Genomic DNA, 24,648 nt, shown 5'->3' with positions numbered 1-24,648 from the left:
TTTCACCTTCTCCCCTTGTGGGAGAAGGTGGCCGAGCGAAGCTCGGTCGGATGAGGGGTGCTCCAGCTTGGCGCAAACCGATGTCCAGATCACTAACGCCGCGTTCCTTCCAACACCCCTCATCCGTCTCGGCGCTGCGCGCCGATCCACCTTCTCCCGCAAGGGGAGAAGGTGAGGCGCGGGCATGACCCAGCTCGGCGCCACAGTCACCCGCGAAGGCATCCGCTTTGCCGCCTGGTCGCAGGCCGCCCGTCGGCTTTGGGTCTCGATCTTCGACGAGCAGGGCATGCGGGAAATCGAACGGCTCGAACTGCAGCGGGAAGGCGAGGGCGTCCACGCGCTGTTCGTTGCAGGTCTTGGCTCCGGAACCCGCTACGGTTTCCGCGCCGACGGGGACTATGCGCCGGAGCATGGACTGTGGTTCGACCCCGACAAATTGCTGACCGATCCCTACGCCGTCGAGATTGACAGGCCTTATGCCTATGACTGGCGGCTGGCCGATCGCCGGGGCGAGGGGGGCGATACCGCGTCGCTGATGCCGAAGGCGATCGCGGCTGCGCTACCGAAGCCTGTGCAGGCTGCGCCGCCGCTCTTCCGCGCCGGCGGCCTGGTCTACGAAATTCCGGTGCGCGCCTTCACCATGCTGCATTCGGACGTTCCCGAAAAATTGCGCGGAACAGTCGCCGCACTTGCTCAACCGGCGATCGTCGAGCACCTGAAAAAACTCGGCGTTGGCGCGGTCGAACTGATGCCGGTGACCGCGTCGATCGACGAACGGCATCTGCCGCCGCTCGGGCTGCGCAACGCCTGGGGCTACAATCCCGTGACGTTCATGGCCCTCGATCCGCGCCTTGCGCCGGGCGGCATCATGGAACTGCGAAACACGGTCGCTGTGCTGCGCCAGGCTGGTATCGGCGTCATCCTCGACCTCGTCTTCAACCACACCGGCGAGAGCGACAGGCTTGGTCCCACGCTGTCGCTGCGCGGCTTCGACAACCAGGCCTACTACCGGCACACACCTGATGGCAGGCTGGCCAACGACACCGGTACCGGCAACACGGTCGCTTGCGACCATCCTGTGGTCCAGGAGATGGTCCTCGACACGCTTCGCCATTTCGTCAGGGATGCCGGTGTCGATGGCTTCCGCTTCGACCTCGCTCCCATTCTGGGGCGGGTCGAGGGCACATTCGATGCCGAGGCGCCGCTGCTGAGAGCGATGCGCGATGACGCACTGCTGGCCGATCGCGTGTTGATCGCCGAGCCGTGGGACATCGGCCCCGACGGCTATCAGCTCGGCAATTTTCCAGCGCCGTTCCTCGAATGGAACGACAAGTATCGCGACGATGTCAGACGGTTCTGGCGTGGCGACGCCGGCATGGTCGGCGCCCTGGCGACCCGGCTCGCCGGTTCGTCAGATGTGTTTGCCGCGAACGGGCAAGGCGCCAGCCGCAGTGTCAATTTCATCGCCGCCCATGACGGCATGACGCTCGCCGACATCGTGCGCTACGAGCGCAAGCACAACGAAGCCAATGGCGAGCAGAACCGCGACGGCCACAATGAAAACCTGTCCTGGAACAACGGCGTGGAAGGTGATGCGGACAACCCGGCCGTGGCAGCGGCTCGCCAGAACGATCAGCGCGCGCTGCTCGCCACGTTGTTTGCCTCGCGCGGCATCATCATGCTGACCGCGGGCGACGAATTCGGCCGCACCCAGCAAGGCAACAACAACGCCTATGCCCAGGACAACGAGATCACCTGGCTCGACTGGGCCGGCCGCGACCAGGCGCTGGAGCGCTACACGGCGGAACTCTCGAGGCTGCGCCGATCGATGCCGGCGCTTTCCGACACAAGCTTCCTCACTGGCCAGCCGCCGGCAGGTTCGGAGATACCGGACGTCGCATGGCTTGCTGAGACGGGCGCGCCGCTCGATGAACAGAGCTGGCAGGATCCGCAGCGGCACCGTCTTGTCATGGTCCTGAGTGGCGCCAGCGATGACGACCGCCGTCTTGCGGTGCTTATCAACGGCGATCGCCGGGCCTGCATGTTCACCTTGCCTGAACGAGACGGATTCTTCTGGGCCCCAGCTATCGAAGCGCCGGATGCGGCGGATATCTCGCGGCCAATATCCGGGCGGACGATGATCTTCATGATCGAACGAGCGCAGGCCGGCACAAGGGAGAAGCGCAATGGCGGCGAGTGACAAGAAGGGATGGTGGCGCGGTTGCGTCATCTACCAGATCTATCCGCGCTCCTTCCAGGACACGACCGGCGATGGCAGCGGCGATCTCGCCGGTATCACATCGAGGCTCGCCCATGTCGCCTCGCTCGGTGTCGACGCCATCTGGCTGTCGCCTTTCTTCAAGTCGCCGATGGCCGATATGGGCTACGACGTGTCGGACTACTGCGATGTCGATCCGATGTTCGGCACGCTCGAGGATTTCGATGCGCTGGTCGCCGAGGCGCATCGTCTCGGCCTGAAGATCATCATCGACCAGGTGCTGTCGCATTCATCCGACAAGCACGACTGGTTTGTCGAAAGCCGCGCCAGCCGCGATAACCCCAAAGCCGACTGGTATGTCTGGGCCGATACCAAGCCAGATGGCAGCGCGCCAAACAACTGGCTCTCCGTCTTCGGTGGCCCGGCCTGGGAATGGGATTCTACCCGCCGGCAGTATTACATGCACAATTTCCTCCCCTCGCAGCCCGATCTGAATTTCCACAATCCGGAGGTTCAGGACGCGCTTCTGGAAACCGTGCGCTTCTGGCTGGAGCGCGGCGTCGACGGTTTTCGGCTCGATACGGTCAATTACTATGTCCACGACCGCTGGCTGCGCAGCAATCCACCCTTGGCATCAAGCGTCGCCGGCACCAACAGCGAGACCAACACCTACCTTTACCAGGAGCACCTGTTCGACAAGACGCAGCCGGAAAACCTGGCGTTCCTGCGCCGCTTCAGGGCGCTGCTCGACGAATATGACGACCGTGCTGCCGTCGGCGAGATCGGCGATGAAGGCCGCTCGCTGCAGACGCTCGCCGCCTATACCTCAGGCGGCGACAAGCTGCATATGTGTTACACCTTCGACCTGCTCGGTCCGCAGTTCTCGGCCGCGCATGTGCGTGGCTGCGTCGAAGCCTTCGAGGCGGCCGTCTCCGACGGCTGGGTCTGCTGGGCCTTCTCCAACCATGACGTGGCGCGCCATGTCAGCCGCTGGACAAGGCCGGACAGCGAGCCCGACGCGGTCGCAAGATTCTCGATCATGCTGCTCGCCTGCCTGCGCGGCTCGATCTGCCTCTATGAGGGCGAGGAACTCGGGCTGGAGGAGGCGGAGCTGGCCTATGAAGATCTGCGCGATCCCGTCGGCATCCGCTTCTGGCCAGGCGTCAAGGGCAGGGATGGGTGCCGCACGCCGATGGTGTGGGAGGCCGGCGCCGACAATGCAGGCTTCTCCACGGCCAGGCCCTGGCTGCCGATACCGGCCAGCCATCGCGCTCGCGCCGTCGACGTCCAGAATGCCGACACGGTCTCTGTGCTCGCGTCCTACCGGGCTGCGCTGGCCTTGCGCGGGGAGCATGAGGCGCTGATATCCGGCTCGATCCGCTTTCTCGACGCCGAGGGTGACCTGCTCGCTTTCATCCGCGACGGCGGCGGTGAAAGACTGCTCTGTGTCTTCAATTTCGCCGGAGGACCGGCCAATTGGCCGTTGCCGGGGGACATCGGAGCGGTTGCGCAGCTGGATGGCAATGCCGCGGTCGTCGAGACTGAGCTTTTGCTGCCAGCGCTCGGAGCCTTTTTGGGCAGGCTCGACTGATATCCCGACGTTACTGCACCAGCACGGCACGTCCGCATGTCGCGCCGGTGACCCGGACATCGGCCACGCCGAGATGCACGCCGAGCGTATCGAGCAGGCTGTAAAGCAATGTGTCGACTGGTGCGGTCACGGTTTTCAACAAAGCCAGCACCGGCTGCTTCACGACGCCGAGTATGGCGGTTAGGTCAAGCCCGATGATGCCAAGCGAACCGACGTAGAGCGACAGATCGTTGACAAGTGACGCGGTCAGCGTCTGGGTCAGGTCCCGTGTTGGCGTCGCCTTTGTGATCTTGGCAGCGATCTCGGTTTTATTGAAGACCAGGTTGGTCGGGTTGACGTTGGTGACGTCGGCCCCAGCCGAACCCTTCACCTGTAGCAGCGGGATTTTTAGCAGCAGCAGATTGAGGCTGGCATCCGCGATGTTGGCGTCGGAGAACGACTGTTCGTTGCTGAAATCGGCAAAGGCAGTGGGGTTGCTATCGGTATCGCTGGCCGCAAGTTTCAGCGCGGCGACGCCAGGCTTCGCGGCAATGGTAACCTTCAGGCTGTCGGGGCCGGTCGGGCAGCTGATGTCGGTCAGCTTGGCCTCGGCATAGGCCACTTCGACATTCAGTGGCAACCTGACCGACAGCAGGCTGATGCCGCCGCTCAGGTTCGGATTACTGCCGACCCCAAGGGTGAACAGCAGCTTGATGCGCGTTTGCGCGGTGCGCACCACGGTGCCGGCTTCTCCAACCGCCAGCCATGGCGAGGATTGCGGCGGTTCGCCGATGGCGATGGCGAGCGTGGTCGACAGCACCCCGGGAATGGTGGCGCCGAGGGCGACGTCGACCTGTTTTGAACCGTTTGCCAGTCCGGCGGCGGCCGTCAGCATTCCCAAGGCGCTGGCGTCGACGCCGAGGCCGGCGGGCCTTTGCCCGAGGCCCAATTTGCCGACGGAGCCGAGATCGACCAGATGACTGAGCGGGATCTGGACCGTGCTGGTCGACTTGGACGCGATCGTCTGCAGGGCGACCTTGGCCGTGTTGCCAAGCCCGGGCACATTGGCCATGGCCGTGGCGATCTGGCCGACGGTCGCCTTCGATGCCAGCACATCCGAATACGAGACGCCGGTCAGGTTCAGCTGTGTGGCAAGACCGTCCACGAAGGAGAGCACGCTCACATCCGCGGAGATCAGCGCGTTGTAGTCCATGACGCTGAGCGAGATGTTGCTGCCGAGCAGTCCGCCGAGAAGCGCGTTGAGGATACCGCCATCGAGGCTGGCGAGCCTCGATCCGACCGAGAACGTCGCCTGTGGCGTCATGCTGGCGGTGGCTTGGGTGCCGATGACGGGAGTGGGGATCAGCGAACTCGCGAAATAGCGGGCGGGGATCTTCTTCAGGGTGACGCGGACGGCATTGTAGGGGGTTATGCTGGCCTGGAAACGCTGGCCCACATTGGCCCCGGATGCCACATATCGCCCGGGCGTGACCGTCACGACGGTTTTGCCGACCGCCGGCTCGATCGTCTGTCCCGAGCTTTGAACGACAACCCCTGGCATGCCGTTGTCGGTCAGCGTGGTAACGACCGCTGTATTGACATTGGTCATGTTCGAGGCGGCGGTGATCGCCGCCAGATCCACCATTGCCTGCGCTTCGCGGCGCTCGGTGTAGATCGAGGCTTCGTCGATGGCCACTGCGGCCAGCGCCAGCGCCACCGGCGCGCTCAATGCCGCCATGACGGTGAAGTTCGCTTTCCTGTCACTCAGCATCAACCGGGCAAGCCGACCGATCCCATTGCACGCATGCAGCAGCATTCAAATGCCCCCGACCCTGATCGTTGACTGGCGCCTGATCGTGGTCCCGGGCATGGCTATGCCCGGGAAAAGGTTCCAGATCGGCAGGTTGCGGGCGTCGTATTGTATGGACACCACGAACTGGCTTCCATCGGCCGAGCTGTCGTTGGCCTGGTAGGTCAACTTGCTGACATCCACGAAGGGATATCCGCCGGCATTGTTGGTGACGAAGCTGGCTACGAGCGTTTGACGTTCGGTTTGGTTCAACCCGGCAATTGCCGTGCGGGCGGCATCCGCTGCGATCTGCTGGATCGAGTTGGCGGCGCCGAAGTATATACCGTATGCAACCATTCCGAGTAGAAGAAGAATGAAAATCGGTGAAAGTAAGGCAAACTCAACCGCAGAGGTACCGCGCTCTTCTTGAAATTTCCGCATTAGTTGACGGATTTTGGGCAATTTACTTGCTCCGTTACTCATAGCCGCCGCGCGTCTGAAGCTCGAACTGTATAGAAGGTACTCGTAATGTAACCTCAGGTTGCTTAAGAACGCATTAAGACATTCCGGCAAACTGGCATGGCTCCCGATTCGCGGTGAAAAATAGCGTCGAGGTGAAGAAACCAAGTCAAGCTTTTGGTTTCGGCTGGTGTTTCAGCGGCCACACCATAGCTTTCGTCCGCCTTACTTTGGGTGACCCAGAGAGTCTGTTGAAATAAAAATTCTCCGCGTTAGTGTCTGGGCACGAGCCGCAGGACGGGAACCAGCGGCGCGCTCAAAGGGGTCAGATATCGGCTCCAGGGCGTCAACACTTAATAGGCGCGCCAACGGCGGCGCCGACAGGGAGAACTTCATGCTGAAAAACATGCTGAAGGCGACTGTGTTCGCCACGACGATGACGCTGGCCGCCGGGACGTTCTACACGCAGGCCTTTGCCGAGACCGTCTATAACAGGGGCACCGCCGCTGAATCGGAGTCGGTCGATCCGCACAAGACCTCGACGGTTTACGAAGCCAATGTCCTGCGCGACCTGTTCCAGGGCTTGGTCATGCAGGACCAGAAGGCCAATCTCATTCCTGGTGCCGCCGAGAGCTGGACGGTTTCGGACGACGGAACCGTCTATACGTTCAAGCTGCGCAAGGACGGCATGTGGTCGGATGGCAGCCCGGTTACGGCGGACGATTTCGTCTATGCCTTCCACCGGCTGGAGGATCCGGCGACCGGCGCCGAATACGCCTCGATGCTGTATCCGGTAAAGGGTGCGGAGGACGTCAACACCAAGAAGGGCAAGCCTGAGGACATGGGCGTCAAGGCGATTGACGCAAATACGCTGGAGGTCACGCTGAAGGCGCCGACGCCCTACTTCCTGGAGATGCTGACCCACCAGGCGACCTATCCGGTGAGCAAGGCCTCCATCGAAAAGCTCGGCGCCGATTGGATCAAGCCCGGCAATCTCGTTTCGAACGGCGCCTATACGCTGGCCGAATGGGTTCCCAACGATCATATGAAGCTGGTCAAGAACCCGAAATTCTGGGATGCGGCGACCGTCAAGTTCGACGTCGTCAACTACATCCCGACCGAGGACCGCTCTTCGGCGATGAAGCGCTTCGAGGCAGGCGAACTGGACAGCTACGACGACCTTCCGACTGAACAGCTCGCCGATCTCAAGACCAAGTTTGGCGACCAGATCCACGTTGGACCGTATCTCGGCACCTATTATTATGCGATCAAGACCGACAAGGCGCCGTGGGATAATGTAGAGCTGCGCAATGCCATCTCGATGGCGATCGACCGCGACTTCCTCGCCGAAAAAGTCTGGCAGAACTCGATGCTGCCCGGCTATTCAATGGTGCCTCCCGGCATCGAAGGCTACACGCCGGCAATGGCCAAATATGCGGACATGCCGCAGATCGACCGCGAGGATGCGGCCAAGAAGATCCTCGAGAAACTCGGCTATACGCCCGAAAAGCCGCTGAAGATGGAAATCCGCTATAACACGTCGGAAAACCACAAGAACACTGCGGTGGCGATCCAGGAACAGCTGAAGCCGCTTGGCGTCGACGTCACGCTGCTCAACACCGACACCAAGACCCACTACTCCTTCCTCGAGCAGAAGGGCAACTATGATCTGGCACGTGCCGCCTGGATCGCCGACTACAAGGATCCGGAAACCTTCCTCGGCATCTCGCGCAAAGCCAGCGGCAACAATTATTCGGACTACAACAGCCCGGCCTATGAAGCGGCCATGGACAAGGCGGCCGCCGCCGGCGGCAACCCCGAACAGCGCATGAAGGAACTGGCCGACGCCGAACGCATCCTGGTCGACGACGTCGGCCAGATACCGCTCCTCTATTACAGCTACCACGATATCGTCTCCTCGAAGCTGCATGGCTTCGTCGACAACGTGATGGACGTGCATCCGTCGCGCTTCGTCAGCAAGGACTAACCCTGGCCAAGCCACCGCGCCCTCCAGGCGCGGTGGCGATGGTTTGCCATCGCATCGGCCCGGGTACCGGAATTCGATTTCGGCAAATGTCGGTGCGAAGATTTGAAAGCTGGAGCGCGGCCGTCCAACTGGACGCGCGCGGCTCTGGATCAAGCGGGGCACCGATGCTGCGATACGTATTACGGCGGCTTCTGACCGCCATTCCAACGCTGTTCGTCATCGTGACAATGGCGTTTTTCCTGATTCGCGTCGCGCCGGGCGGTCCATTCAACCAGGAGCGGGGGCTCAGTCCCGAGATCAGGGCCAATCTCGAAGCCCAGTTCGGCCTCAACGACCCGCTCTGGCTGCAATTCGTCCACTATCTCGGCAATCTGTTGCGCGGCAATTTCGGCCCGAGCTACAACATGCCGGATTTCACCGTCACCGAACTGTTCGCCAAGGGGCTGCCGATTTCGGTTCAGCTCGGCGCCTCGGCGCTCGTCCTGGCGCTGCTGCTCGGTTCCGTGCTCGGCACCATTGCGGCGCTCAATCAGAACAAGCTTGGCGACTATACGGTGATCGCGCTGGCGACGGCCGGCAGCACCATCCCAACCTTCGTCATCGCGCCGGTGATCCAACTCCTGTTCGGGCTGACCTGGAGGCTGCTGCCGATCGGTGGGTGGGGCGATGGCGCTTTCATCAACAAGGTCGGTCCGGTGCTGACGCTCGCCCTGCCGCAGATCGCCATCGTCGCCCGGCTGATGCGTGGCTCGATGATCGAATCCTTGCGGTCCCACCACATCCGCACGGCGCGCGCGCTGGGCCTGTCCGACTGGTCGGTGGTGGTCAAGCACGCGTTGCGCGGCGCCATCCTGCCGATCGTCTCCTTCACCGGTCCGGCGGCGGCGGCACTGCTGACCGGCTCGGTCATCGTCGAGACGATCTTCTCCATCCCAGGCGTCGGCCGCTATTTCGTCGATGCCGCGCTCAATCGTGACTACACGCTGGTGATGGGAACGGTGGTGGTGATCGCCATCTTTACCATTGTCTTCAACCTGATCGTCGACGTCATGTACGCGGTCGTCGATCCGAGAGTGCGCTATGACTGACATCGCGGCCACAGTCGCCCCCACCGTCATCGGCCGTTCGCTCTGGGGGGATGCCTGGGCGCGGCTCAAGGCCAATCGCGCCGCCATGTTCAGCCTGTATTACCTTGCCCTGATCGGGGTCGTCAGCGTGTTCGGGCCGTGGTTCGTGCCGCATCAATACACCACCATTTATGCCGACTATGTGCGCATGCCGCCAAGCCTGTCAGCCTATCCGAAGGCCGACATGATCGAGACGGCGCTCACCGAAGCGATCAAGCGCATGCGGGTCGACATCAAGGAATGGCGGCAGGAAGGCAACCAGGTCTTCGTCACCGTCAAGTCGACCAGGCCGATCGACGATCGCAACATCCGCTATCTGGACCGATCCGATGCCTTTGACGACACCAAGATCGAGAGCAAGTCGCCGGACGGTCTCGAAGTGACGATGAGCGCCTCGATCAAGCAGCAATATTTCCTGTTCGGCACCGACAACACCGGACGGGACCTGTTGTCGCGCACGCTGATGGCCGGGCGTATATCGCTGGCCATCGGCCTGCTCGCGGGCGTCGTGGCGGTGGTCATCGGCGTGGTCTACGGGGCCGCTGCCGGTTTTGCCGGAGGCAAGGTCGACGAGGTGATGATGCGCATCGTCGACGTGCTCTATTCCTTGCCCTTCATCTTCTTCGTCATCATGCTGGTGGTGTTCTTCGGCCGCAACTTCGTGCTGATGTTCCTGGCCGTCGGCGCCGTGCTGTGGCTCGACATGGCGCGCATCGTGCGTGGCCAGGCACTGTCGATCCGCCGCCAGGAATATGTCCAGGCGGCGGAAGCCATGGGCGTCGGCCAGCGCGGCATCCTGCTGCGCCACGTCATCCCCAACCTGCTCGGCCCGGTGGTCATCTACATGACGCTGCTGGTGCCGCAGGTGATCATCCTGGAAAGCTTCCTATCGTTTCTCGGCCTCGGCGTGCAGGAGCCGATGACCAGCTGGGGCGTTCTGATCTCGGTCGGCGCCAAGAACATCGGCACCGCCAACTGGCTGCTCCTGTTCCCCGCCTTCTTCCTCGTCTCGACGCTGTTTGCGCTGAACTTCGTCGGCGACGGCCTGCGCGACGCACTCGACCCGAGGGATCGCTAAGATGGGGATCGCTAAGATGCCGATCGATAAAGAGGGGGACCGCTGAGATGGCTGCTTCCGAAACGATCCTCAGCGTCAAGGATTTGCGTGTCCGCTTCCGCACGCTCGACGGCGCCGTCGAGGCGGTCAAGGGCATAAACATCCATGTCAAATCGGGCGAGACCGTTGCCGTGGTCGGCGAATCCGGCTCCGGCAAAAGCCAGACGATGATGGCGGCGATGAGCCTGCTGGCGTCGAATGGCGAAGCGACAGGCAGCGTCGACTATCGTGGCCGCAATCTTCTAACGCTCAGCAAATCCGAGCTCAACAAGGTCCGTGGCCGCAAGATCAGCATGATCTTCCAGGAGCCGATGACTTCGCTCGATCCGCTCTATTCGATCGGCAACCAGTTGATCGAACCGATCCGCCGGCATCGGGGCCTGAATGTCGCGGAGGCGCGTGAAGAAGCGCTCAAACTGCTGCGGCTGGTGCATATTCCCGATCCCGAGCGGCGGATGAAATCCTATCCGCACGAAATGTCGGGTGGCCAGCGCCAGCGTGTGATGATCGCGATGGCGCTCGCCAACGACCCTGACATATTGATCGCCGACGAGCCGACGACAGCGCTCGACGTGACCATACAGGCGCAGATCCTGATGCTTCTGGCCGAATTGCAGCGCAAGCTCGGCATGGCGATCGTCTTCATTACCCACGATCTTGGCATCGTCCGCCGCTTTGCCGATCGGCTCTATGTCATGCGCCAGGGCGAGGTTGTCGAGGAGGGGGAGGCGGAGGCCATCTTCGTCAACCCACAGCATGCCTACACGAAAATGCTGCTGGCGGCCGAGCCGACCGGCAGCAAGGCGTCGCCGCCCGCCAACGCCCCAGTGCTGCTCGAAGGCAGGAATGTCGAAGTGACGTTCAGGATCGGCGGCGGGTTTCTTGCTGGCGAACCGCTGATGCTGCGTGCAGTCGATCACATCTCGATCCGGCTGCAGCGCAACCAGACCATCGGCATCGTTGGTGAATCCGGCTCGGGCAAGTCGACGCTTGGCCGCGCCTTGCTGCGGCTGTTGCCGAGTGACGGGCTCATCCGTTTCGGCGATCGCGACATTTCCCAAGCCGACAGGCAGGCGATGCGGCCGCTGCGGCGCCAGATGCAGCTCGTCTTCCAGGACCCGTTCGGCTCGTTGTCGCCGCGCATGACTGTCGGCCAGGTCATCACCGAAGGACTTCTGGTGCATGAGCCTGACCTTTCGGGCAAGCAGCGTGATCAACGCGCGGTCGAGGCATTGCGCGAGGTCGGCCTCGACCCCAACGCCCGCAACCGCTACCCGCACGAATTCTCCGGCGGTCAGCGGCAGCGCATCGCCATTGCCCGCGCCATGATCCTGAAGCCCAGGCTGGTGGTATTGGATGAGCCGACTTCGGCGCTCGATCGCTCTGTGCAGAAACAGATCGTCGAACTGCTGCGCAAGCTGCAGGCGGACCACGAATTGTCCTATCTCTTCATCAGCCACGATCTGTCGGTCGTGCGCGCCATGGCCGACTACATCATCGTCATGAAACAGGGCAAGATCGTCGAGGAAGGGCCGACCGAGGCGATCTTCAGCAATCCGCAGCACGCCTACACACAGACGCTGATGGCCGCCGCGATCGACGTGACGCGATTTCGCCTGAGCGCCTGAACCGGGCTCTGCACCGAGGCGTTGGCTGTCCGCTCAATTCGCGGACCTCTGGCACTTGCGCGCTCGCACGGCGGCAATGGCATCCTGTTGCTGCTTAAGCCGGTCGATCCTGGCTGTTTCACGGTTGGCTACCGCGGTCTTCACGCGTGAGCCGCCGAGCAGCCAGCGTGGAACATTGGTGTTGGTGACCTTGCCGCGCGTGATTGCCGTTTGCGAGATGTCACGGGCGACGTCTCCCATCGCGCTGTTGAGGTCGGTGCACGTCATTGAATCGTATTTCGCTGGATCGACGGTTCTGCCGAGCGATGAACAGCCAGCGACGAGGACCAGCGTCATCACAAGAATCAAGGGCGGGGCTGTGGTTGAATTCAAATTCATGTCGCACTCGGCCCGCCGTTTCACTCATTCCATCAGGTTAATCGACCCTAGAGCCGACGGGCCTTTTCGTCAAAATATGCGGCCGCGAAGGAACCTGCCACAGGGCCATGCGGTCGACAGCAGGAACATCCCCAGTCTGAATTGCTATTTGCCGGGTGTGGAGTTCAATCGCTGGCAAACGGAGAGTGCCGGTTCCGGCGACGTCGAGGCGGCTTTCCTAAGCTGCTTCGGCCACCAACGTCGACGGGGGACCGCCGAGCACTGTCTGAGCGATCTCGGCGTCATTTTCATCGACATGCGCCGTCACCAGGACGACCCCCTCGGCCACGTCCTCATCATCCGCCTTCATGGCGCGCAGGGCGAATGTTCCAAACAGACCGCCGGCAACGCCGCCACAGACCGCGCCAGCCACCGCTGTTGGCAATACGCTCGCAGCAACAGGATTGATGCCAACTGCCGCAACGGCGCTCAGACATGCCAACCCGCCGGCAGCAGCGCCCAGTACCGATCCCAAAGCGGAAACCCAAACAGATCCTGCCCCGTCATTGTAAGGCCCGATGATCGCGATCTGTACGCGAGGAATTCCGGCCGCCACCAGGTCGCTAGCGACCCGCGTCGCATCGGCGTGGGAATCAAAAAGTCTGCTAATCGTCGGCATGGTCGCTTAACGCTTCGGGCTGTTCAGCAGCGTGTCGGTGAGGAATGACGCGGCAATCAGGTCTTCAACCTCGATTCGGCCCTCGCCGCCCTCCATGATGGCCGCGACCTTCTGGAAGGTCTTCATCTCGTCTTCGGTAATCTGGGCTTGCTGCATCCTGGCCTTGATCTCTGTTACTCGCGTGCTCAGGGCATCGGATCGTTTGGTCTCACGGTTCGACATGCTGCTGCTCTTGGTTTCATCGATCATTTTTGCCCGCCACCCCGAATTTGGGGCAAGCGCATGCGTTTCCAACCTGGACTTCGGTCGGGCAGGGGTCAGACCTAAGTCTGGCTAGGGGCAATTGTCTTGCCGACGGTGCTGCCAAAAGCATGATCAAAGGGCCTCTCGTGGCCCGATTCCTTCAAGAATCGGGCCGGAGATCTGTGGTCAGTACCCGTCGTTCTCGATCACCACGGGATGGTGCCGATGGTGGTGGCGATGGGTGGAGACGGAACCTGTCACGACAACGGTATCGCGGTGATGATGCCGGCGCCCATGGTCGTAGAACGCCACAGTACCATGGCGGCGGTGGTGCAAGCGCTGACCGTCTTCGTTGATGATCTTGACGCTGCCGTGATGTCGATGATGGGTTCTAACAACCACATCGGCTTCGGCTGCCGAAGCCACGACGGGCAGTCCAATGGAAAGCGCCAACGCGCACATGATCCTTGTTTTCATTGCAATTTCTCCGTTTTCTTAATTAGCCCTTCATTGGATTAACTGCCCCTGATCGCTTTGGTTCCGGTGGTCCGGCATCGGCCCGAACGTTCACTGTCACCGCCGGATCTCGTCAACGACGGAACATTAGACGTGCCTGATGGTTTTATTTCTCGCAGCCGGGATCACGATTTGGTGTCTGCTGCGGATCAGTCGGCAAAGACTGGTCGGCCCGCGTTCTCCGCCAGAGGCGCGGGCTTCCCCCAGGCAACAGGAGAGAGATCATGAACAATATCATTTGGCTCGTTGGAGCTGTGGTCATCGTGATAGCGATCTTGAGCTTTTTTGGCCTCCGCTAGCCGGACGCGCGTACCAGTTGAGATGTTTTCCGGAATCTGTCCGCGAGCGCACGCATGAAGGCATCAGGCGGCCGGTTGAGACCGTCTGGTTGCTGTCCAGTGCAACAGGCATCGCTGTCGGCCGGCGGGGAGACGCGAGTAATCTCGCTTGAGGGGCAGGTGGAGCGCCGAAGTCGGGATGCGCTAACTCTTTGTTTTTTCTGGTCGGAGTGGCAGGATTTGAACCTGCGACCCCCTCGTCCCGAACGAGGTGCGCTACCAGGCTGCGCTACACTCCGTGACCAGACCGCGGGCTTATAGCCGCCACACTTCGTTCCTGCAAGCGGCATGGCAGCACTTCTGTCGCATTTCATCGGCTTTCGTCGAGCATAGCCCGAAAGGCTCGGATTCCCTCCTGGGATAAACGTGGCTTAAAGCCTTCTGTGCTAAGCCGCAGTCCTCGACAACTCGTAATTTCCGCCACTCGGAGTTTTCCAGTCTTGTCCTTCAGCATCGTTGGCGACGCCCGGCCCAACAGTTTCGAGTTCGAAACCGAAGCGCTGATCAAGCCATCCGGCTTTCGAGAATATGATGCGCGCTGGTGGTTTGGCCATCCCGGCTCCGCGCAACTGCCGGAGCTCAATCTGATTGGCGTCCAGGCGCTCGGAATGGGGCTTGGCACGCTGATCCGCCGTGTCGGTGCCGGTCCCGATATCGTCACCGGGCACGATTTCCGCTCCTACTCGCTTGGCATCAAGCTGGCGCTGGTGTCCGGTTTGATGGCTGCAGGCGCTCGGGTGAGGGACATCGGACTGGCGTTGTCGCCGATGGCCTATTTCGCCCAGTTCGCACTGGACGTGCCTTCGGTCGCTATGGTCACCGCCTCGCATAACGAGAATGGCTGGACCGGCGTCAAGATGGGTGCGGCGCGGCCGCTGACTTTCGGGCCGGAAGAGATGAGCGCGCTGAAGCAGATTGTACTGGCCGGCGATTTCGATCTCGTCGGCGGCGGCTCCTACGATTTCGTTCGCGATTTTCGCGCTACTTATCTCGACGATCTGACCGAGGACAAGCGCATCACCCGAAAGCTGAAAGTGGTCGCCGCCTGCGGCAACGGCACCGCCGGCGCCTTCGCGCCGCAGGCGCTGCAGCGCATCGGCTGCGAGGTCATCCCGCTCGATGTCGAACTCGACCACACCTTTCCGCGCTACAATCCCAATCCCGAGGATATGCAGATGCTGCATGCCATCAGGGACAAGGTGCTTGAGACTGGAGCCGATGTCGGCCTTGGCTTCGACGGTGACGGCGACCGCTGCGGCGTCGTCGACAATGAGGGCAATGAGATTTTTGCCGACAAGGTCGGTGTGATGCTGGCGCGCGATATCTCCAGCCAGCATCCGGGCTCGACCTTCGTCGTCGACGTCAAGTCGACCGGCCTGTTCAACACAGACAGCGTGCTGCGCGCCAACAGCGCCGTCACTGACTACTGGAAGACCGGCCACTCCTACATCAAGCGCCGCGTCGCCGAGCTTGGCGCCGTCGCCGGTTTCGAAAAGTCGGGCCATTTCTTCTTCAACCCGCCAGTCGGGCGGGGTTATGACGATGGGCTGGTCACCGCCATCGCCATCTGCCAGATGCTGGACCGCAGCCCCGGCAGTTCGATGGCCGATCTCTACCGCGCGCTGCCGCTGACCTTCGGCACGCCGACCATGTCGTCGCACTGCGCGGACGATGTGAAGTATGGCGTTGTCGAGCGGGTGGTTGCCGACTTTCAGGCTATGAAGCGGGATGGAACGGTTTTTGCGGGCCAGAAGATCGCCGACCTCATCACCGTCAACGGTGCGCGCGTTGTCGCCGAAGACGGCACCTGGGGACTGGTGCGCGCCTCGTCGAACAAGCCGGAACTGGTCGTGGTCGTCGAAAGCCCGGTGTCGTCGCAGCGTCGACGGGAGATGTTCGAGGCTGTCGACACCGTGCTGCGCCGCAGCCCCGAGGTGGGCGCCTACAACCAGACCTTTTGAATGGTGGTTGAATGACCGAGCGGATTGTCAGTTTTGTCATGAGCGGCGGCGTCGGCTCGCGGTTGTGGCCGCTGTCGCGCGAGGACAATCCCAAGCAGTTCCACGATTTGTCCGGCGACGGCTCGATGCTGGCCAAGACCTTGCGCCGGCTGACGGCCCGGCCGGAAGGCGAAACGCCGATCTTCCTGATTGCCGCGGAGCGCCATGCCGACCGCGTTCACGCCGATCTTGCCGGCCTCGACCTCGCCGGCGGCGGGCCGCTGTTCGAGCCGACCGGGCGCAACACAGCCGCCGCCGTCGCACTGGCGACGCTGCGCACACTGTCCGAGTTCAGCGACAGCCTGGTGCTGGTGGTGCCGTCGGACCATGAGATATCGACCCCGCGCCAGTTCTGGCAGAGCGTCGAAGCCGGCACCGAAGCAGCGCGTAGCGGCCGGCTGGTGGTGTTCGGCATCAGGCCGATACAGCCCGAGACCGGCTACGGCTATATCGAGGTTGCGGCCGAAAGCGGCGGCATCTTCGACGTGTCGCGCTTCGTCGAAAAGCCGGATCTTGCGACTGCGCAAAGCTATCTCAAGGCCGGAAATTTCTACTGGAACACCGGTATCTTCCTTTTTCGCGCCAGCGCCATGCGTGATGCCTTCATAGCGTTCCAGCCGGATATCTGGCAGGCCACCGAAGCAGCCTACAAGGCAGCGACATCGGATTTGTCCGGCCTTTACATGCCGCTAGAACTCTACGCCGCCATTCCGTCGAACTCGATCGACTACGCCATCATGGAGCGGGCAAAAGACATCGCGATGGTGCCGGCCGGCTTCCGCTGGAACGATCTCGGCTCATGGCAGTCGCTGCTCGATGTCGGCCCCGCCGACGACCGGGGCAATGTCATCATCGGCGATGTCGTCGCCATCGATTGCGAGAATTCCTACATTCGCAGTGACGGCCGCCTGCTGTCGGCGATCGGCATGAAGGACATCGCCATCGTTTCGACATCGGATGCCACCTTCGTCGCTCCGGTCAGCCACAGCCAACACGTCAAGAAGATCGTCGAGCAGCTCGAAAAATCGGGTCGCCTGGAAACCAGGTTCACGCCGGCGCATGACCGCGTCATCGAAAGCGGCGCCTGGCGGCGGCGCGTGCATCACTGGCTGTTTCAGGAGACCTTGCCGCTGTGGTCGACATCGGGCGTCGACGAACGCCATGGCGGCTTTCACGAAGCGCTTGGCCTGGACGCTTCGCCGTTGATGAAGCCCAAGCGCATGCGCACCATGGCAAGGCAGGTCTATGCCTTCGCCGTTGCCCGGGCGCGCGGCTGGGACGGTCCGGCCGACCGGCTGATCAGCCATGGCATCGCCTTCATGGCCGGCAAGGGCCGCACCGACAAGGGCGGCTGGGTTCGGACGCTGAATGTCGACGGTTCGGTCGCCGACGCCACCGAGGATGCCTACGATCATTCCTGCGTGCTCCTGGCACTGGCGCATGCGCATATGTCTGGCAATCCCGACGCTTTGCGCCTCGGCGAGGAAACCTTCGCCTTTCTCGATGCGCATCTCGAAGACAGCCGCATGACCGGCTTCCTTGAGACATCGGATGGCAAAGGCGAGCGCCGCTCCAACCCGCATATGCACCTGCTCGAGGCCTTCCTCGCCTGGCACCAGGCGACCGGCGAGCGCGCCCATCTGCGCCGCGCAGCGCGCATCATCGACCTCTTCCGCAGTCATTTCTTCGATCCGGAAAGCTGGACGCTTGGCGAGTATTTCGATGCCGAATGGAAACCATCCGCCGGCGAGAAAGGCTCGTGGACCGAGCCTGGCCACCATTTCGAATGGGCCTCTTTGCTGGTCGATTTCGCTGGGCGCAGCGGCCAGGCCGAGTTGAGCGGCTTTGCCAGGAAACTCTACGCCTCGGCCATCGCCAATGGCCTCAACCGCGCCACCGGCCTTGCCTATGGCGCCGTCTCGCGACAGGGCCTGCCGCTCGACCTGATATCGCGCAGCTGGCCGCAGGCCGAAGCGGTGAAGGCGGCGATCGCGCTGGATGGTTCGGGCGGGCCCGATCTCAAGCCCGAGATCGAAGCGCGCGTCGGCCGGTTGTTCCGCTGGCACATCGACCCGGCGCCGCTCGGACTGTGGATCGACCGCATCGACGAACGCGGCCGCTCGCTGGCGACCGATGTGCCAGCCAGCATCTTCTATCATCTGGTCTGTGCGCTGACGCAATATCTGGACAGCACGGCCGACCTGAAGGCGTAGAGGGCTGGATCAGTACGGGCTCGCCACGTCACCCGTCTCGACATAGATCGACTTCAGCTGCGAATAGAGCGCCAGTGCGGCCAGTGAATTCTCACGTCCGATGCCTGACTGTTTGAAGCCGCCGAACGGGATTTCCACCGGCGTCAGATTATATGCGTTGATCCAGCAGGTGCCGGCCTGCAGTTCGGCGATGACGCGGTGGGCGCGCGGCAGGTCGCGCGTGAAGACGCCGGCAGCGAGGCCGAATTCGGTGTCGTTGGCGCGGTCGATCACCTCGTCCTCGCCGTCGAATTTCAACACGCTCATCACTGGTCCGAAAATTTCTTCACGGGCGATGCGCATGCCATCGGTCACGCCGGTGAACACCGTCGGCTCGACGAAGAAGCCGCCCTGAAAGCCCTGCAGCGAAGGCACATTGCCGCCGCAAGCAAGCGTCGCTCCATCCTGCTTGCCGATCTCGATATAGCCGGCCACCTTGTCGTGCTGCGCCTTGGAGACCAGCGGTCCCATCTGGGTTTCGGGATCGAGCGGGTCGCCGATGCGGATTTTCTTGGTCCGCTCTATCAGACGGTCGACAAAGCGGTCGTGGATGCCGCTCTGCACGAAGACGCGCGTGCCGTTGGAGCAGATCTGTCCGGTCGAATAGAAATTGCCGAGCATGGCGCCGCCAATGGCGTTCTCGATGTCGGCATCGTCGAACACGATCAGCGGCGACTTGCCCCCGAGTTCCATCGTCGCGTGCTTCATCTTCGAGCCGGCAAGCGACAGCACCTTGCGGCCGGTCGGCACCGAACCGGTCACCGAGACCTTGGCGACGACATCGTGGCCGACAAGCCCGGCGCCGACATCGCCATAGCCCTGCACAACGTTGAACAAGCCGTCGGGTAGCCCCGCTTCGCTGTAGATCTCGGCCAGTGCCAGCGCCGACAGCGGCGTGTTTTCCGACGGCTTGAACACCATGGCATTGCCCATGGCGAGCGCCGGTGCCGATTTCCAGCCGGCGATCTGGATCGGGTAGTTCCATGCGCCGATGCCGACACAGACGCCGAGCGCTTCGCGCCTTGTGTAGGCGAAGGGTCCGCCGAGATCGACCGACTCGCCGTTGTAGGCGGCAACGGCACCGCCGAAATATTCAAGGCAGTCCGCAGCCGAGGGCGCATCCGCCACCAACGTTTCCTGGATCGCCTTGCCGGTGTCCAGCGTCTCGATGCGAGCGAGGTCGGCGTTGCGGGCGCGTAATATGTCGGCGGCGCGGCGCAGGATGCGCCCGCGCTCGACCGGCTTCAGCCGCGCCCAGGCGGGCTGCGCCGCCCGCGCGGCCTCGACGGCGAGTTCCAGCACGTTCGGCGTTGCCGAACGCAGCATGGCGATGGTCTCGCCGGTTGCCGGATAGATGACCGGCAGCGGGGCGCCGCCTTCGTCCTCGATGTAGCGTCCGTTGACATAGTGCGATGCCGTGGGCTGAGCGCGCATGGAAGTCTCCAGATTGTCTTTCGCGGCATGCGGATCGTGCAGTCACACGATCATGCTCTATCTGTCCGACGCCTGCCAGCGCGGATTGATCCATGGTTCCTGGTTGGACGGCGCCAGCGGCGTGCGGCCAAGGATGTGATCGGATGCCTTCTCGCCGGTCATGATCGACGGCGCATTGAGATTGCCGTTGGTGACGCGCGGGAAGATCGAGGAATCGGCGACCCGCAATCCTTCGACGCCGATGACCCGGCACTCCGGATCGACGACGCTCATCACGTCGTCGGCGCGGCCCATCTTGCAGGTGCCGCAAGGATGGTAGGCGCTCTCCGCGTGATCCCGGATGAAGATGTCGAGATCGTCGTCCGACTGCACGTGGCTGCCCGGCGATATCTCCTTGCCTCGATAGGGATCGAACGCCGACTGGCCGAAGATCTCGCGGGTCAGCCGGATGCAGTGGCGGAACTCCGCCCAGTCGTCTGGATGCGACATGTAGTTGAAGTGGATCATCGGTTTCGATTTCGGGTCCGGCGAGCGCAGCGTCACCGACCCCCGCGACTTCGAGCGCATCGGTCCGACATGCGCCTGGAAGCCGTGCGACTTGGCCGCCGCCTTGCCGTCATAGCGGACTGCCGCGGGGATGAAATGGTACTGGATGTCGGGGTAGTCGACGCCGGCACGCGATCGCACGAAGGCCGCCGCTTCGAAATGGTTGGTGGCGCCTAGCCCGTTCTTGAGGAACAGCCACTGCGCCCCGATGAGCGCTTTCGAGAACGGATTCAGCACCGAATTGAGCGTGATCGGCAGCAATGATTCCTGCTGGATGTAGAGCTCCATATGGTCCTGCAGGTTGCGGCCGACGCCGGGCCTGTCGGCCACCACCGGAATGCCGTTTTCGCGCAGATGCTCGGCCGGACCGATGCCGGACAGCATCAGGATCTTGGGCGAATTGATCGACGATGCGGCGACGATTACCTCACGTCGCGCCTTAACGACCTGAATCTGTTTGTGAGCTTCGATCTCGACGCCGATGGCGCGCTGATTCTCGATGATCACCCGCCGCGCAAAGCCCTTGACCAGACTGACGTTTTTGCGCTTCAGCGCCGGCTTCAGATAGGCTGATGCCGCCGACCATCGGCGGCCGCCGCTGATGGTCTGCTCCATCGGCCCAAAACCTTCCTGCTTGGAACCGTTATAGTCCTCCGTCAGTTCGAACCCGGCCTGGCGGCCAGCCTCGACGAAGGCGCCATAGAGCGGATTTTTACGCGAGCCGCGCTGCACATGCAGCGGCCCGCCGTGCCCGCGCCAGCCATCCTCGCCGCCATCCGAATCCTCCATGCGCTTGAAATAGGGGAGCACGTCGGCGAAGCCCCAGCCGGCCGCACCCTCTTCGGCCCAATGGTCGAAGTCGCGGGCGTGGCCGCGCACATAGACCATGCCGTTGATCGAGGACGAGCCGCCGATAACCTTGCCGCGCGGTGTCGCCAGCACACGGCCGCCGAGATGCGGCTCCGGCTCGCTGGCAAAGCCCCAGTCGTAGAGGCTCATGTTGAGCGGGATCGACAGCGCCGACGGCATCTGGATCAGCGGCCCGATATCGCTGCCGCCGAATTCGATGACGATGACCGAATGCTTGCCGTCTTCCGACAGGCGATAGGCCATGGCCGAGCCGGCCGAGCCGGAGCCGATGATGACGAAATCCGCTTCAAGCATGGTTCATATGCGCCATGAAATCGGCGAGCGAGACATTGCCGCCGGTAGCCACAACAAGGACGGTCTTGTCCTTCACATCCACCTTGCCGCCGAGCAATGCCGCGATCGACGCCGCCCCCGACGGTTCGAGCACCAGCTTCATGCGCTCGAAGGCGATCCGCATCGCGCGCCGCACCGATTGGTCGTCGACGGTGATGCCGTGAACACCCGCCGTCTTGACCGCGGCAAACGGAGCATCGCCCGGCCGTCGCGACATCAAACCGTCGCAGATCGATTTCGGCCCGATCGGCATCGTCTCGATGCTGCCATGCGCCAGCGACGAGCCCATGCCATTGAAACCTTCCGGCTCGACGCCGATGATCTCTGTGGCGGGCGACAGATAATGGAAGGCGAGCGAAACGCCGCCGATCAACCCACCGCCACCGACCGAGCAGAACAAGAGGTCGGCGCTGGCACCTTTGGCTTCGAGTTGGTCAAGCGCTTCGAGGCCGGCGCCCGCCTGGCCGGCGACGATCTCCGGATCGTCGAATGGATGCAGCAGCGCCAGGCCCTCTGTCTCGGCGATCTCGCGCGCCTTGGCGGCGGCGACTTCCTCCCGCGCGCGCTCGCCATGGTCGGTCAGCACGACGCGGGCGCCATAGCCCGCCGTGGCATCACGCTTGGCGGCCGGTGCGTCGATCGGCATGACGATGGTGACGGGAACGCCAAGCGCCTGGCCGGCAGCCGCCAGCCCTTGCGCGAAATTGCCGGAGGAGTAGGCGACGACGCCCTTCTTCGCTTCGTCAACTGAAAGCTGCTTCAGGCGCCAATAGGCGCCGCGCACCTTGAATGAGCCGGCCCATTGCAGCGATTCCGGCTTGATGAAGACGCGGGCGGCGCCGGTCTCGCGGGCTAGTGCCGTCGATTCCAGCAGCGGCGTGATCTGCGTCGCCCTGGAGGTGACGGCATAGGCCTGCTTGAGATGGTCAAGGGAGGGGACGAGAAGGTCTGACATCATTCGCCTCGCGGATACCGTTTGCTCTCTTCGAGATTGTCGAGGTTCATGTGATTGCGCATGTAACGCTCGGACGCCTTTTGCAGGGGTTGGAAATCCCAGGGGTAATAGGCGCCGTTGCGCAGCGCCGGATAGACGACCCAGCGGCGCGCCTGGCTTTCGCGGACAGCGGCGTCGAAGCCGGCCATGTCCCAGCGTGTCTGGACCTTGTCCATGAATGCCGCCACCAGGCCCGCATTGGCCGCGTCGTCGGCCAGATTGTCCCGTTCGAGCGGATCGGCTTCGAGATCGAACAGTTGCGGCGGATCGAGCTCGCAATGGACGAATTTGTATCTGCCGTCGCGGATCGCCACCAAAGGCGCATTGGACCCTTCGGCGGCATACTCCATCAACACCGGCGCGGTGCGCTCGATGCCCTCGGTGAGCGGCAGCAGCGACTGGCCGTCGGTCCACGGCGCGATCGCAGCGATGTCGATGCCGGCGAGATCGCAAAGCGTCGGCGCCACGTCGAGATTGGAGACCGGCGTCTCGATCAGCCCGGCGCGAACGCCCTTGCCGGCAATCATCAGCGGCACCCGCGCCGAACCCTCGAAGAAGCTCATCTTGAACCACAGGCCGCGCTCGCCGAGCATGTCGCCGTGATCCGAGCAGAACAGGATGATTGTGTCGTCCGCCATGCGTGTACGCTCGAGAACGTCCAGGATCTCGCCCAGCTTGTCGTCGACATAGGAGATGTTGGCGAAATAGCCCTGCCGCGAACGACGCACCTGCTCCGGTGTGATCTCGAAAGAGGGATAGTCGCTGGCGTGGTACAGCCGCCGGGAATGCGTATCCTGCTGGTCATACGCGATGAACCCGGTTTCCGGGTCCAGCGCCCGGCAATGCTCATAGAGATCCCAATACTGCTTGCGCGCGACATAGGGATCGTGCGGATGCGACAGCGAGACAGTGAGGCACCAAGGCCGATGGTTCGCATCGTCCTGTTCGCGCGAAAGCTGATAGAGCTTCTGCGTGGCCAGGAACACGACCTCGTCGTCATACTCCATCTGGTTGGTGATCTCGGCGACGCCTGCACCGGTCACCGAGCCCAGATTGTGATACCACCAGTCGATACGCTCGCCGGGCTTGCGGTAATCCGGCGTCCAGCCGAAATCGGCTGGATAAATGTCGGTCGTCAGCCGCTCCTCGAAACCATGCAACTGGTCCGGCCCAACGAAATGCATCTTGCCCGACAGGCAGGTGTAGTAGCCGGCGGCGCGCAAATGATGGGCAAAGGTCGGGATCGATGAGGCGAATTCGGCGGCATTGTCATAGACGCCGGTGCGCGACGGCAATTGCCCGCTCATGAACGAGGCACGGCCCGGCGCGCAGAGCGGCGAGGCCGTGTAGTTGTTGGCAAAGCGCGCCGAACGCGCGGCCAACGCTTTCAGATGCGGTGTATGCAGAAACTCCGCCGGTCCGTCCGGAAACAGGGTTCCGTTGAGCTGGTCGACCATGACGATCAGGAAATTGGTTCGCTTCATTGTCACTGTTTGCGCCGCTCGCCAAGTTTGGTTTCGAGATAGTCCTCGACCAGCGCGATCGCGGTCGCGGCATCGGGCACGCCGTCTTTCAGCGCCCGCCTGATGTAGAGCCCGTCGATCATCGCCGCGGTCGCTTCGGCGGCGCGGTCGGCTTCGGCTCTGGGCAAGATCCCGGTCAGCCCGCTCATCAGGTTCGAGTGCAGCCGCCGCGCGTAGACCTTGAGCAGCCGGCGCAAGGCCGATGATTTCTGCGCCTCGACATAGAAGGCGAGCCAGGCGGCGATGGTTTCCGGCTGGAACTGGATGTCGGAGAAATTGACAGCGACCACCGCCGAGACCCTTTCGCGCGCGCTATTGGCCGAGCCAAGGGCGCGCAACGTATCGGCTGTAAGCTCCGCCAGTATGTGCCGCATCGTCGCCAAGAGCAGCTCGTCCTTGGCACCAAAATAATGATGGGCAAGGGCGGACGACACGCCGGCGCGTCCGGCGATCTCGGACATGGTCACGTCGAGCGAACCGCGCTCGCCGATCGCCGAGATCGTCGCGTCGATCAGCGCCTTGCGGCGCAGCGGTTCCATTCCGATTTTCGGCATCTCGCCATGATCCTTTGAGAGAACAGGATTATTTTTTATTGACGCGTCAATCAACAAAAAAATCGGCCGCGATCTCGGCTGTACCAAGCGATTGTACGCCTCCAGCCCTTCACG

General features: G+C 62.6%; 19 protein-coding genes and 1 tRNA gene. 8 read left to right on the top strand and 12 right to left on the bottom strand.

Going from position 1 to position 24,648, the window contains the following annotated elements; genetic code table 11:
* Nucleotides 1-184: 184 nt before the first annotated feature.
* Nucleotides 185-2,200, top strand: a complete 2,016-nt coding sequence (gene glgX, locus A9K65_RS27155; protein ID WP_064995173.1) for a glycogen debranching protein GlgX — start codon at nt 185-187, stop codon at nt 2,198-2,200.
* On the top strand, nt 2,187-3,809 hold the full coding sequence (locus tag A9K65_RS27150; protein ID WP_063171715.1) for an alpha-glucosidase family protein: 1,623 nt from the start codon (nt 2,187-2,189) through the stop codon (nt 3,807-3,809). Before glgX ends, A9K65_RS27150 begins: the two co-directional genes overlap by 14 nt.
* Nucleotides 3,810-3,819: 10 nt before the next feature.
* On the opposite strand, the gene A9K65_RS27145 is transcribed toward A9K65_RS27150, so the two are convergent.
* Both A9K65_RS27145 and A9K65_RS27140 read right to left on the bottom strand, forming a co-directional pair.
* Nucleotides 3,820-5,604 (bottom strand): TadG family pilus assembly protein, encoded by a 1,785-nt coding sequence (locus A9K65_RS27145; protein ID WP_064995174.1) that lies wholly within the window; start codon nt 5,602-5,604, stop codon nt 3,820-3,822.
* Nucleotides 5,605-6,018, bottom strand: a complete 414-nt coding sequence (locus tag A9K65_RS27140; RefSeq protein WP_174564973.1) for a TadE/TadG family type IV pilus assembly protein — start codon at nt 6,016-6,018, stop codon at nt 5,605-5,607.
* 412 nt (nt 6,019-6,430) lie between these two features.
* Here A9K65_RS27140 and A9K65_RS27135 point away from each other — a divergent pair, with 412 nt between their 5' ends.
* The 4 genes from A9K65_RS27135 (at nt 6,431) to A9K65_RS27120 (ending at nt 11,895) form a co-directional block, all read left to right on the top strand.
* Nucleotides 6,431-8,023 carry a peptide ABC transporter substrate-binding protein gene (locus tag A9K65_RS27135; RefSeq protein ID WP_013532692.1) on the top strand — a complete coding sequence of 531 codons (1,593 nt, stop codon included), beginning with the start codon at nt 6,431-6,433 and terminating at the stop codon, nt 8,021-8,023.
* 164 nt (nt 8,024-8,187) lie between these two features.
* On the top strand, nt 8,188-9,111 hold the full coding sequence (locus tag A9K65_RS27130; RefSeq protein ID WP_064995198.1) for an ABC transporter permease subunit: 924 nt from the start codon (nt 8,188-8,190) through the stop codon (nt 9,109-9,111).
* Nucleotides 9,104-10,228, top strand: a complete 1,125-nt coding sequence (locus A9K65_RS27125) for an ABC transporter permease subunit (protein WP_013532690.1) — start codon at nt 9,104-9,106, stop codon at nt 10,226-10,228. Before A9K65_RS27130 ends, A9K65_RS27125 begins: the two co-directional genes overlap by 8 nt.
* Nucleotides 10,229-10,275: 47 nt before the next feature.
* Entirely contained in the window at nt 10,276-11,895 is a 1,620-nt protein-coding gene (locus A9K65_RS27120) for an ABC transporter ATP-binding protein (RefSeq protein WP_064995175.1), read from the top strand.
* Nucleotides 11,896-11,928: 33 nt separating this feature from the next.
* Here the strand turns inward: A9K65_RS27120 and A9K65_RS27115 are convergent, their stop codons facing one another.
* The 5 genes from A9K65_RS27115 to A9K65_RS27095 all read right to left on the bottom strand — a co-directional run bounded on the left by A9K65_RS27115 (nt 11,929) and on the right by A9K65_RS27095 (nt 14,267).
* Nucleotides 11,929-12,273: a hypothetical protein gene (locus A9K65_RS27115; RefSeq protein WP_064995176.1), complete on the bottom strand. Its 345-nt coding sequence runs from the start codon at nt 12,271-12,273 to the stop codon at nt 11,929-11,931.
* Between the two features lie 217 nt (nt 12,274-12,490).
* Entirely contained in the window at nt 12,491-12,931 is a 441-nt protein-coding gene (locus tag A9K65_RS36135) for a hypothetical protein (protein ID WP_064995177.1), read from the bottom strand.
* Between the two features lie 6 nt (nt 12,932-12,937).
* Entirely contained in the window at nt 12,938-13,180 is a 243-nt protein-coding gene (locus tag A9K65_RS27105; protein ID WP_084016153.1) for a hypothetical protein, read from the bottom strand.
* 180 nt (nt 13,181-13,360) lie between these two features.
* Complete coding sequence (locus tag A9K65_RS27100) at nt 13,361-13,651, bottom strand: hypothetical protein (protein ID WP_084016155.1); 291 nt, start codon at nt 13,649-13,651, stop codon at nt 13,361-13,363.
* 539 nt (nt 13,652-14,190) lie between these two features.
* Nucleotides 14,191-14,267: transfer RNA gene (locus A9K65_RS27095), tRNA-Pro, on the bottom strand.
* 201 nt (nt 14,268-14,468) lie between these two features.
* On the opposite strand from A9K65_RS27095, the gene A9K65_RS27090 reads away from it, so the two are divergent.
* A complete protein-coding gene (locus A9K65_RS27090; RefSeq protein ID WP_063171720.1) occupies nt 14,469-15,989 on the top strand; it encodes a phosphomannomutase/phosphoglucomutase in 1,521 nt (506 codons plus the stop codon).
* An 11-nt stretch (nt 15,990-16,000) separates the two neighbouring features.
* Nucleotides 16,001-18,241 (top strand): mannose-1-phosphate guanylyltransferase/mannose-6-phosphate isomerase, encoded by a 2,241-nt coding sequence (locus A9K65_RS27085; protein ID WP_064993406.1) that lies wholly within the window; start codon nt 16,001-16,003, stop codon nt 18,239-18,241.
* Between the two features lie 9 nt (nt 18,242-18,250).
* Here A9K65_RS27085 and betB read toward each other — a convergent pair whose 3' ends face one another.
* From betB to betI, 5 genes are read right to left on the bottom strand one after another with little or no spacing between them, the layout of a single operon-like run.
* Nucleotides 18,251-19,714, bottom strand: a complete 1,464-nt coding sequence (gene betB, locus A9K65_RS27080; protein WP_013532682.1) for a betaine-aldehyde dehydrogenase — start codon at nt 19,712-19,714, stop codon at nt 18,251-18,253.
* A 57-nt stretch (nt 19,715-19,771) separates the two neighbouring features.
* Nucleotides 19,772-21,424, bottom strand: coding sequence for a choline dehydrogenase (gene betA, locus A9K65_RS27075; protein WP_013532681.1), 1,653 nt, complete (start codon nt 21,422-21,424; stop codon nt 19,772-19,774).
* Complete coding sequence (locus A9K65_RS27070) at nt 21,417-22,421, bottom strand: threonine/serine dehydratase (protein WP_063167695.1); 1,005 nt, start codon at nt 22,419-22,421, stop codon at nt 21,417-21,419. The genes betA and A9K65_RS27070 overlap by 8 nt, the downstream gene beginning before the upstream one ends.
* A complete protein-coding gene (gene betC / locus A9K65_RS27065; RefSeq protein ID WP_063167696.1) occupies nt 22,418-23,947 on the bottom strand; it encodes a choline-sulfatase in 1,530 nt (509 codons plus the stop codon). The genes A9K65_RS27070 and betC overlap by 4 nt, the downstream gene beginning before the upstream one ends.
* Complete coding sequence (betI, locus tag A9K65_RS27060) at nt 23,944-24,534, bottom strand: transcriptional regulator BetI (RefSeq protein ID WP_013532678.1); 591 nt, start codon at nt 24,532-24,534, stop codon at nt 23,944-23,946. Before betI ends, betC begins: the two co-directional genes overlap by 4 nt.
* Nucleotides 24,535-24,648: the final 114 nt, after the last annotated feature.

It is taken from the genome of Mesorhizobium sp. WSM1497 (genome assembly GCF_001672455.2).
Classification (GTDB): domain Bacteria; phylum Pseudomonadota; class Alphaproteobacteria; order Rhizobiales; family Rhizobiaceae; genus Mesorhizobium; species Mesorhizobium ciceri.
Note: the sequence above shows the minus strand (reverse complement) of the source record. Positions and strands in the feature narration are given on the sequence as shown.

Excerpts from the sequence above, each read along its gene's own strand:
- glgX (WP_064995173.1), top strand. The coding sequence starts at position 185 with ATGACCCAGCTCGGCGCCACAGTCACCCGCGAAGGCATCCGCTTTGCC.
- A9K65_RS27150 (WP_063171715.1), top strand. The coding sequence starts at position 2,187 with ATGGCGGCGAGTGACAAGAAGGGATGGTGGCGCGGTTGCGTCATCTAC.
- A9K65_RS27145 (WP_064995174.1), bottom strand. The coding sequence starts at position 5,604 with ATGCTGCTGCATGCGTGCAATGGGATCGGTCGGCTTGCCCGGTTGATG.
- A9K65_RS27140 (WP_174564973.1), bottom strand. The coding sequence starts at position 6,018 with ATGCGGAAATTTCAAGAAGAGCGCGGTACCTCTGCGGTTGAGTTTGCC.
- A9K65_RS27135 (WP_013532692.1), top strand. The coding sequence starts at position 6,431 with ATGCTGAAAAACATGCTGAAGGCGACTGTGTTCGCCACGACGATGACG.
- A9K65_RS27130 (WP_064995198.1), top strand. The coding sequence starts at position 8,188 with ATGCTGCGATACGTATTACGGCGGCTTCTGACCGCCATTCCAACGCTG.
- A9K65_RS27125 (WP_013532690.1), top strand. The coding sequence starts at position 9,104 with ATGACTGACATCGCGGCCACAGTCGCCCCCACCGTCATCGGCCGTTCG.
- A9K65_RS27120 (WP_064995175.1), top strand. The coding sequence starts at position 10,276 with ATGGCTGCTTCCGAAACGATCCTCAGCGTCAAGGATTTGCGTGTCCGC.
- A9K65_RS27115 (WP_064995176.1), bottom strand. The coding sequence starts at position 12,273 with ATGAATTTGAATTCAACCACAGCCCCGCCCTTGATTCTTGTGATGACG.
- A9K65_RS36135 (WP_064995177.1), bottom strand. The coding sequence starts at position 12,931 with ATGCCGACGATTAGCAGACTTTTTGATTCCCACGCCGATGCGACGCGG.
- A9K65_RS27105 (WP_084016153.1), bottom strand. The coding sequence starts at position 13,180 with ATGATCGATGAAACCAAGAGCAGCAGCATGTCGAACCGTGAGACCAAA.
- A9K65_RS27100 (WP_084016155.1), bottom strand. The coding sequence starts at position 13,651 with ATGAAAACAAGGATCATGTGCGCGTTGGCGCTTTCCATTGGACTGCCC.
- A9K65_RS27085 (WP_064993406.1), top strand. The coding sequence starts at position 16,001 with ATGACCGAGCGGATTGTCAGTTTTGTCATGAGCGGCGGCGTCGGCTCG.
- betB (WP_013532682.1), bottom strand. The coding sequence starts at position 19,714 with ATGCGCGCTCAGCCCACGGCATCGCACTATGTCAACGGACGCTACATC.
- betA (WP_013532681.1), bottom strand. The coding sequence starts at position 21,424 with ATGCTTGAAGCGGATTTCGTCATCATCGGCTCCGGCTCGGCCGGCTCG.
- A9K65_RS27070 (WP_063167695.1), bottom strand. The coding sequence starts at position 22,421 with ATGATGTCAGACCTTCTCGTCCCCTCCCTTGACCATCTCAAGCAGGCC.
- betI (WP_013532678.1), bottom strand. The coding sequence starts at position 24,534 with ATGCCGAAAATCGGAATGGAACCGCTGCGCCGCAAGGCGCTGATCGAC.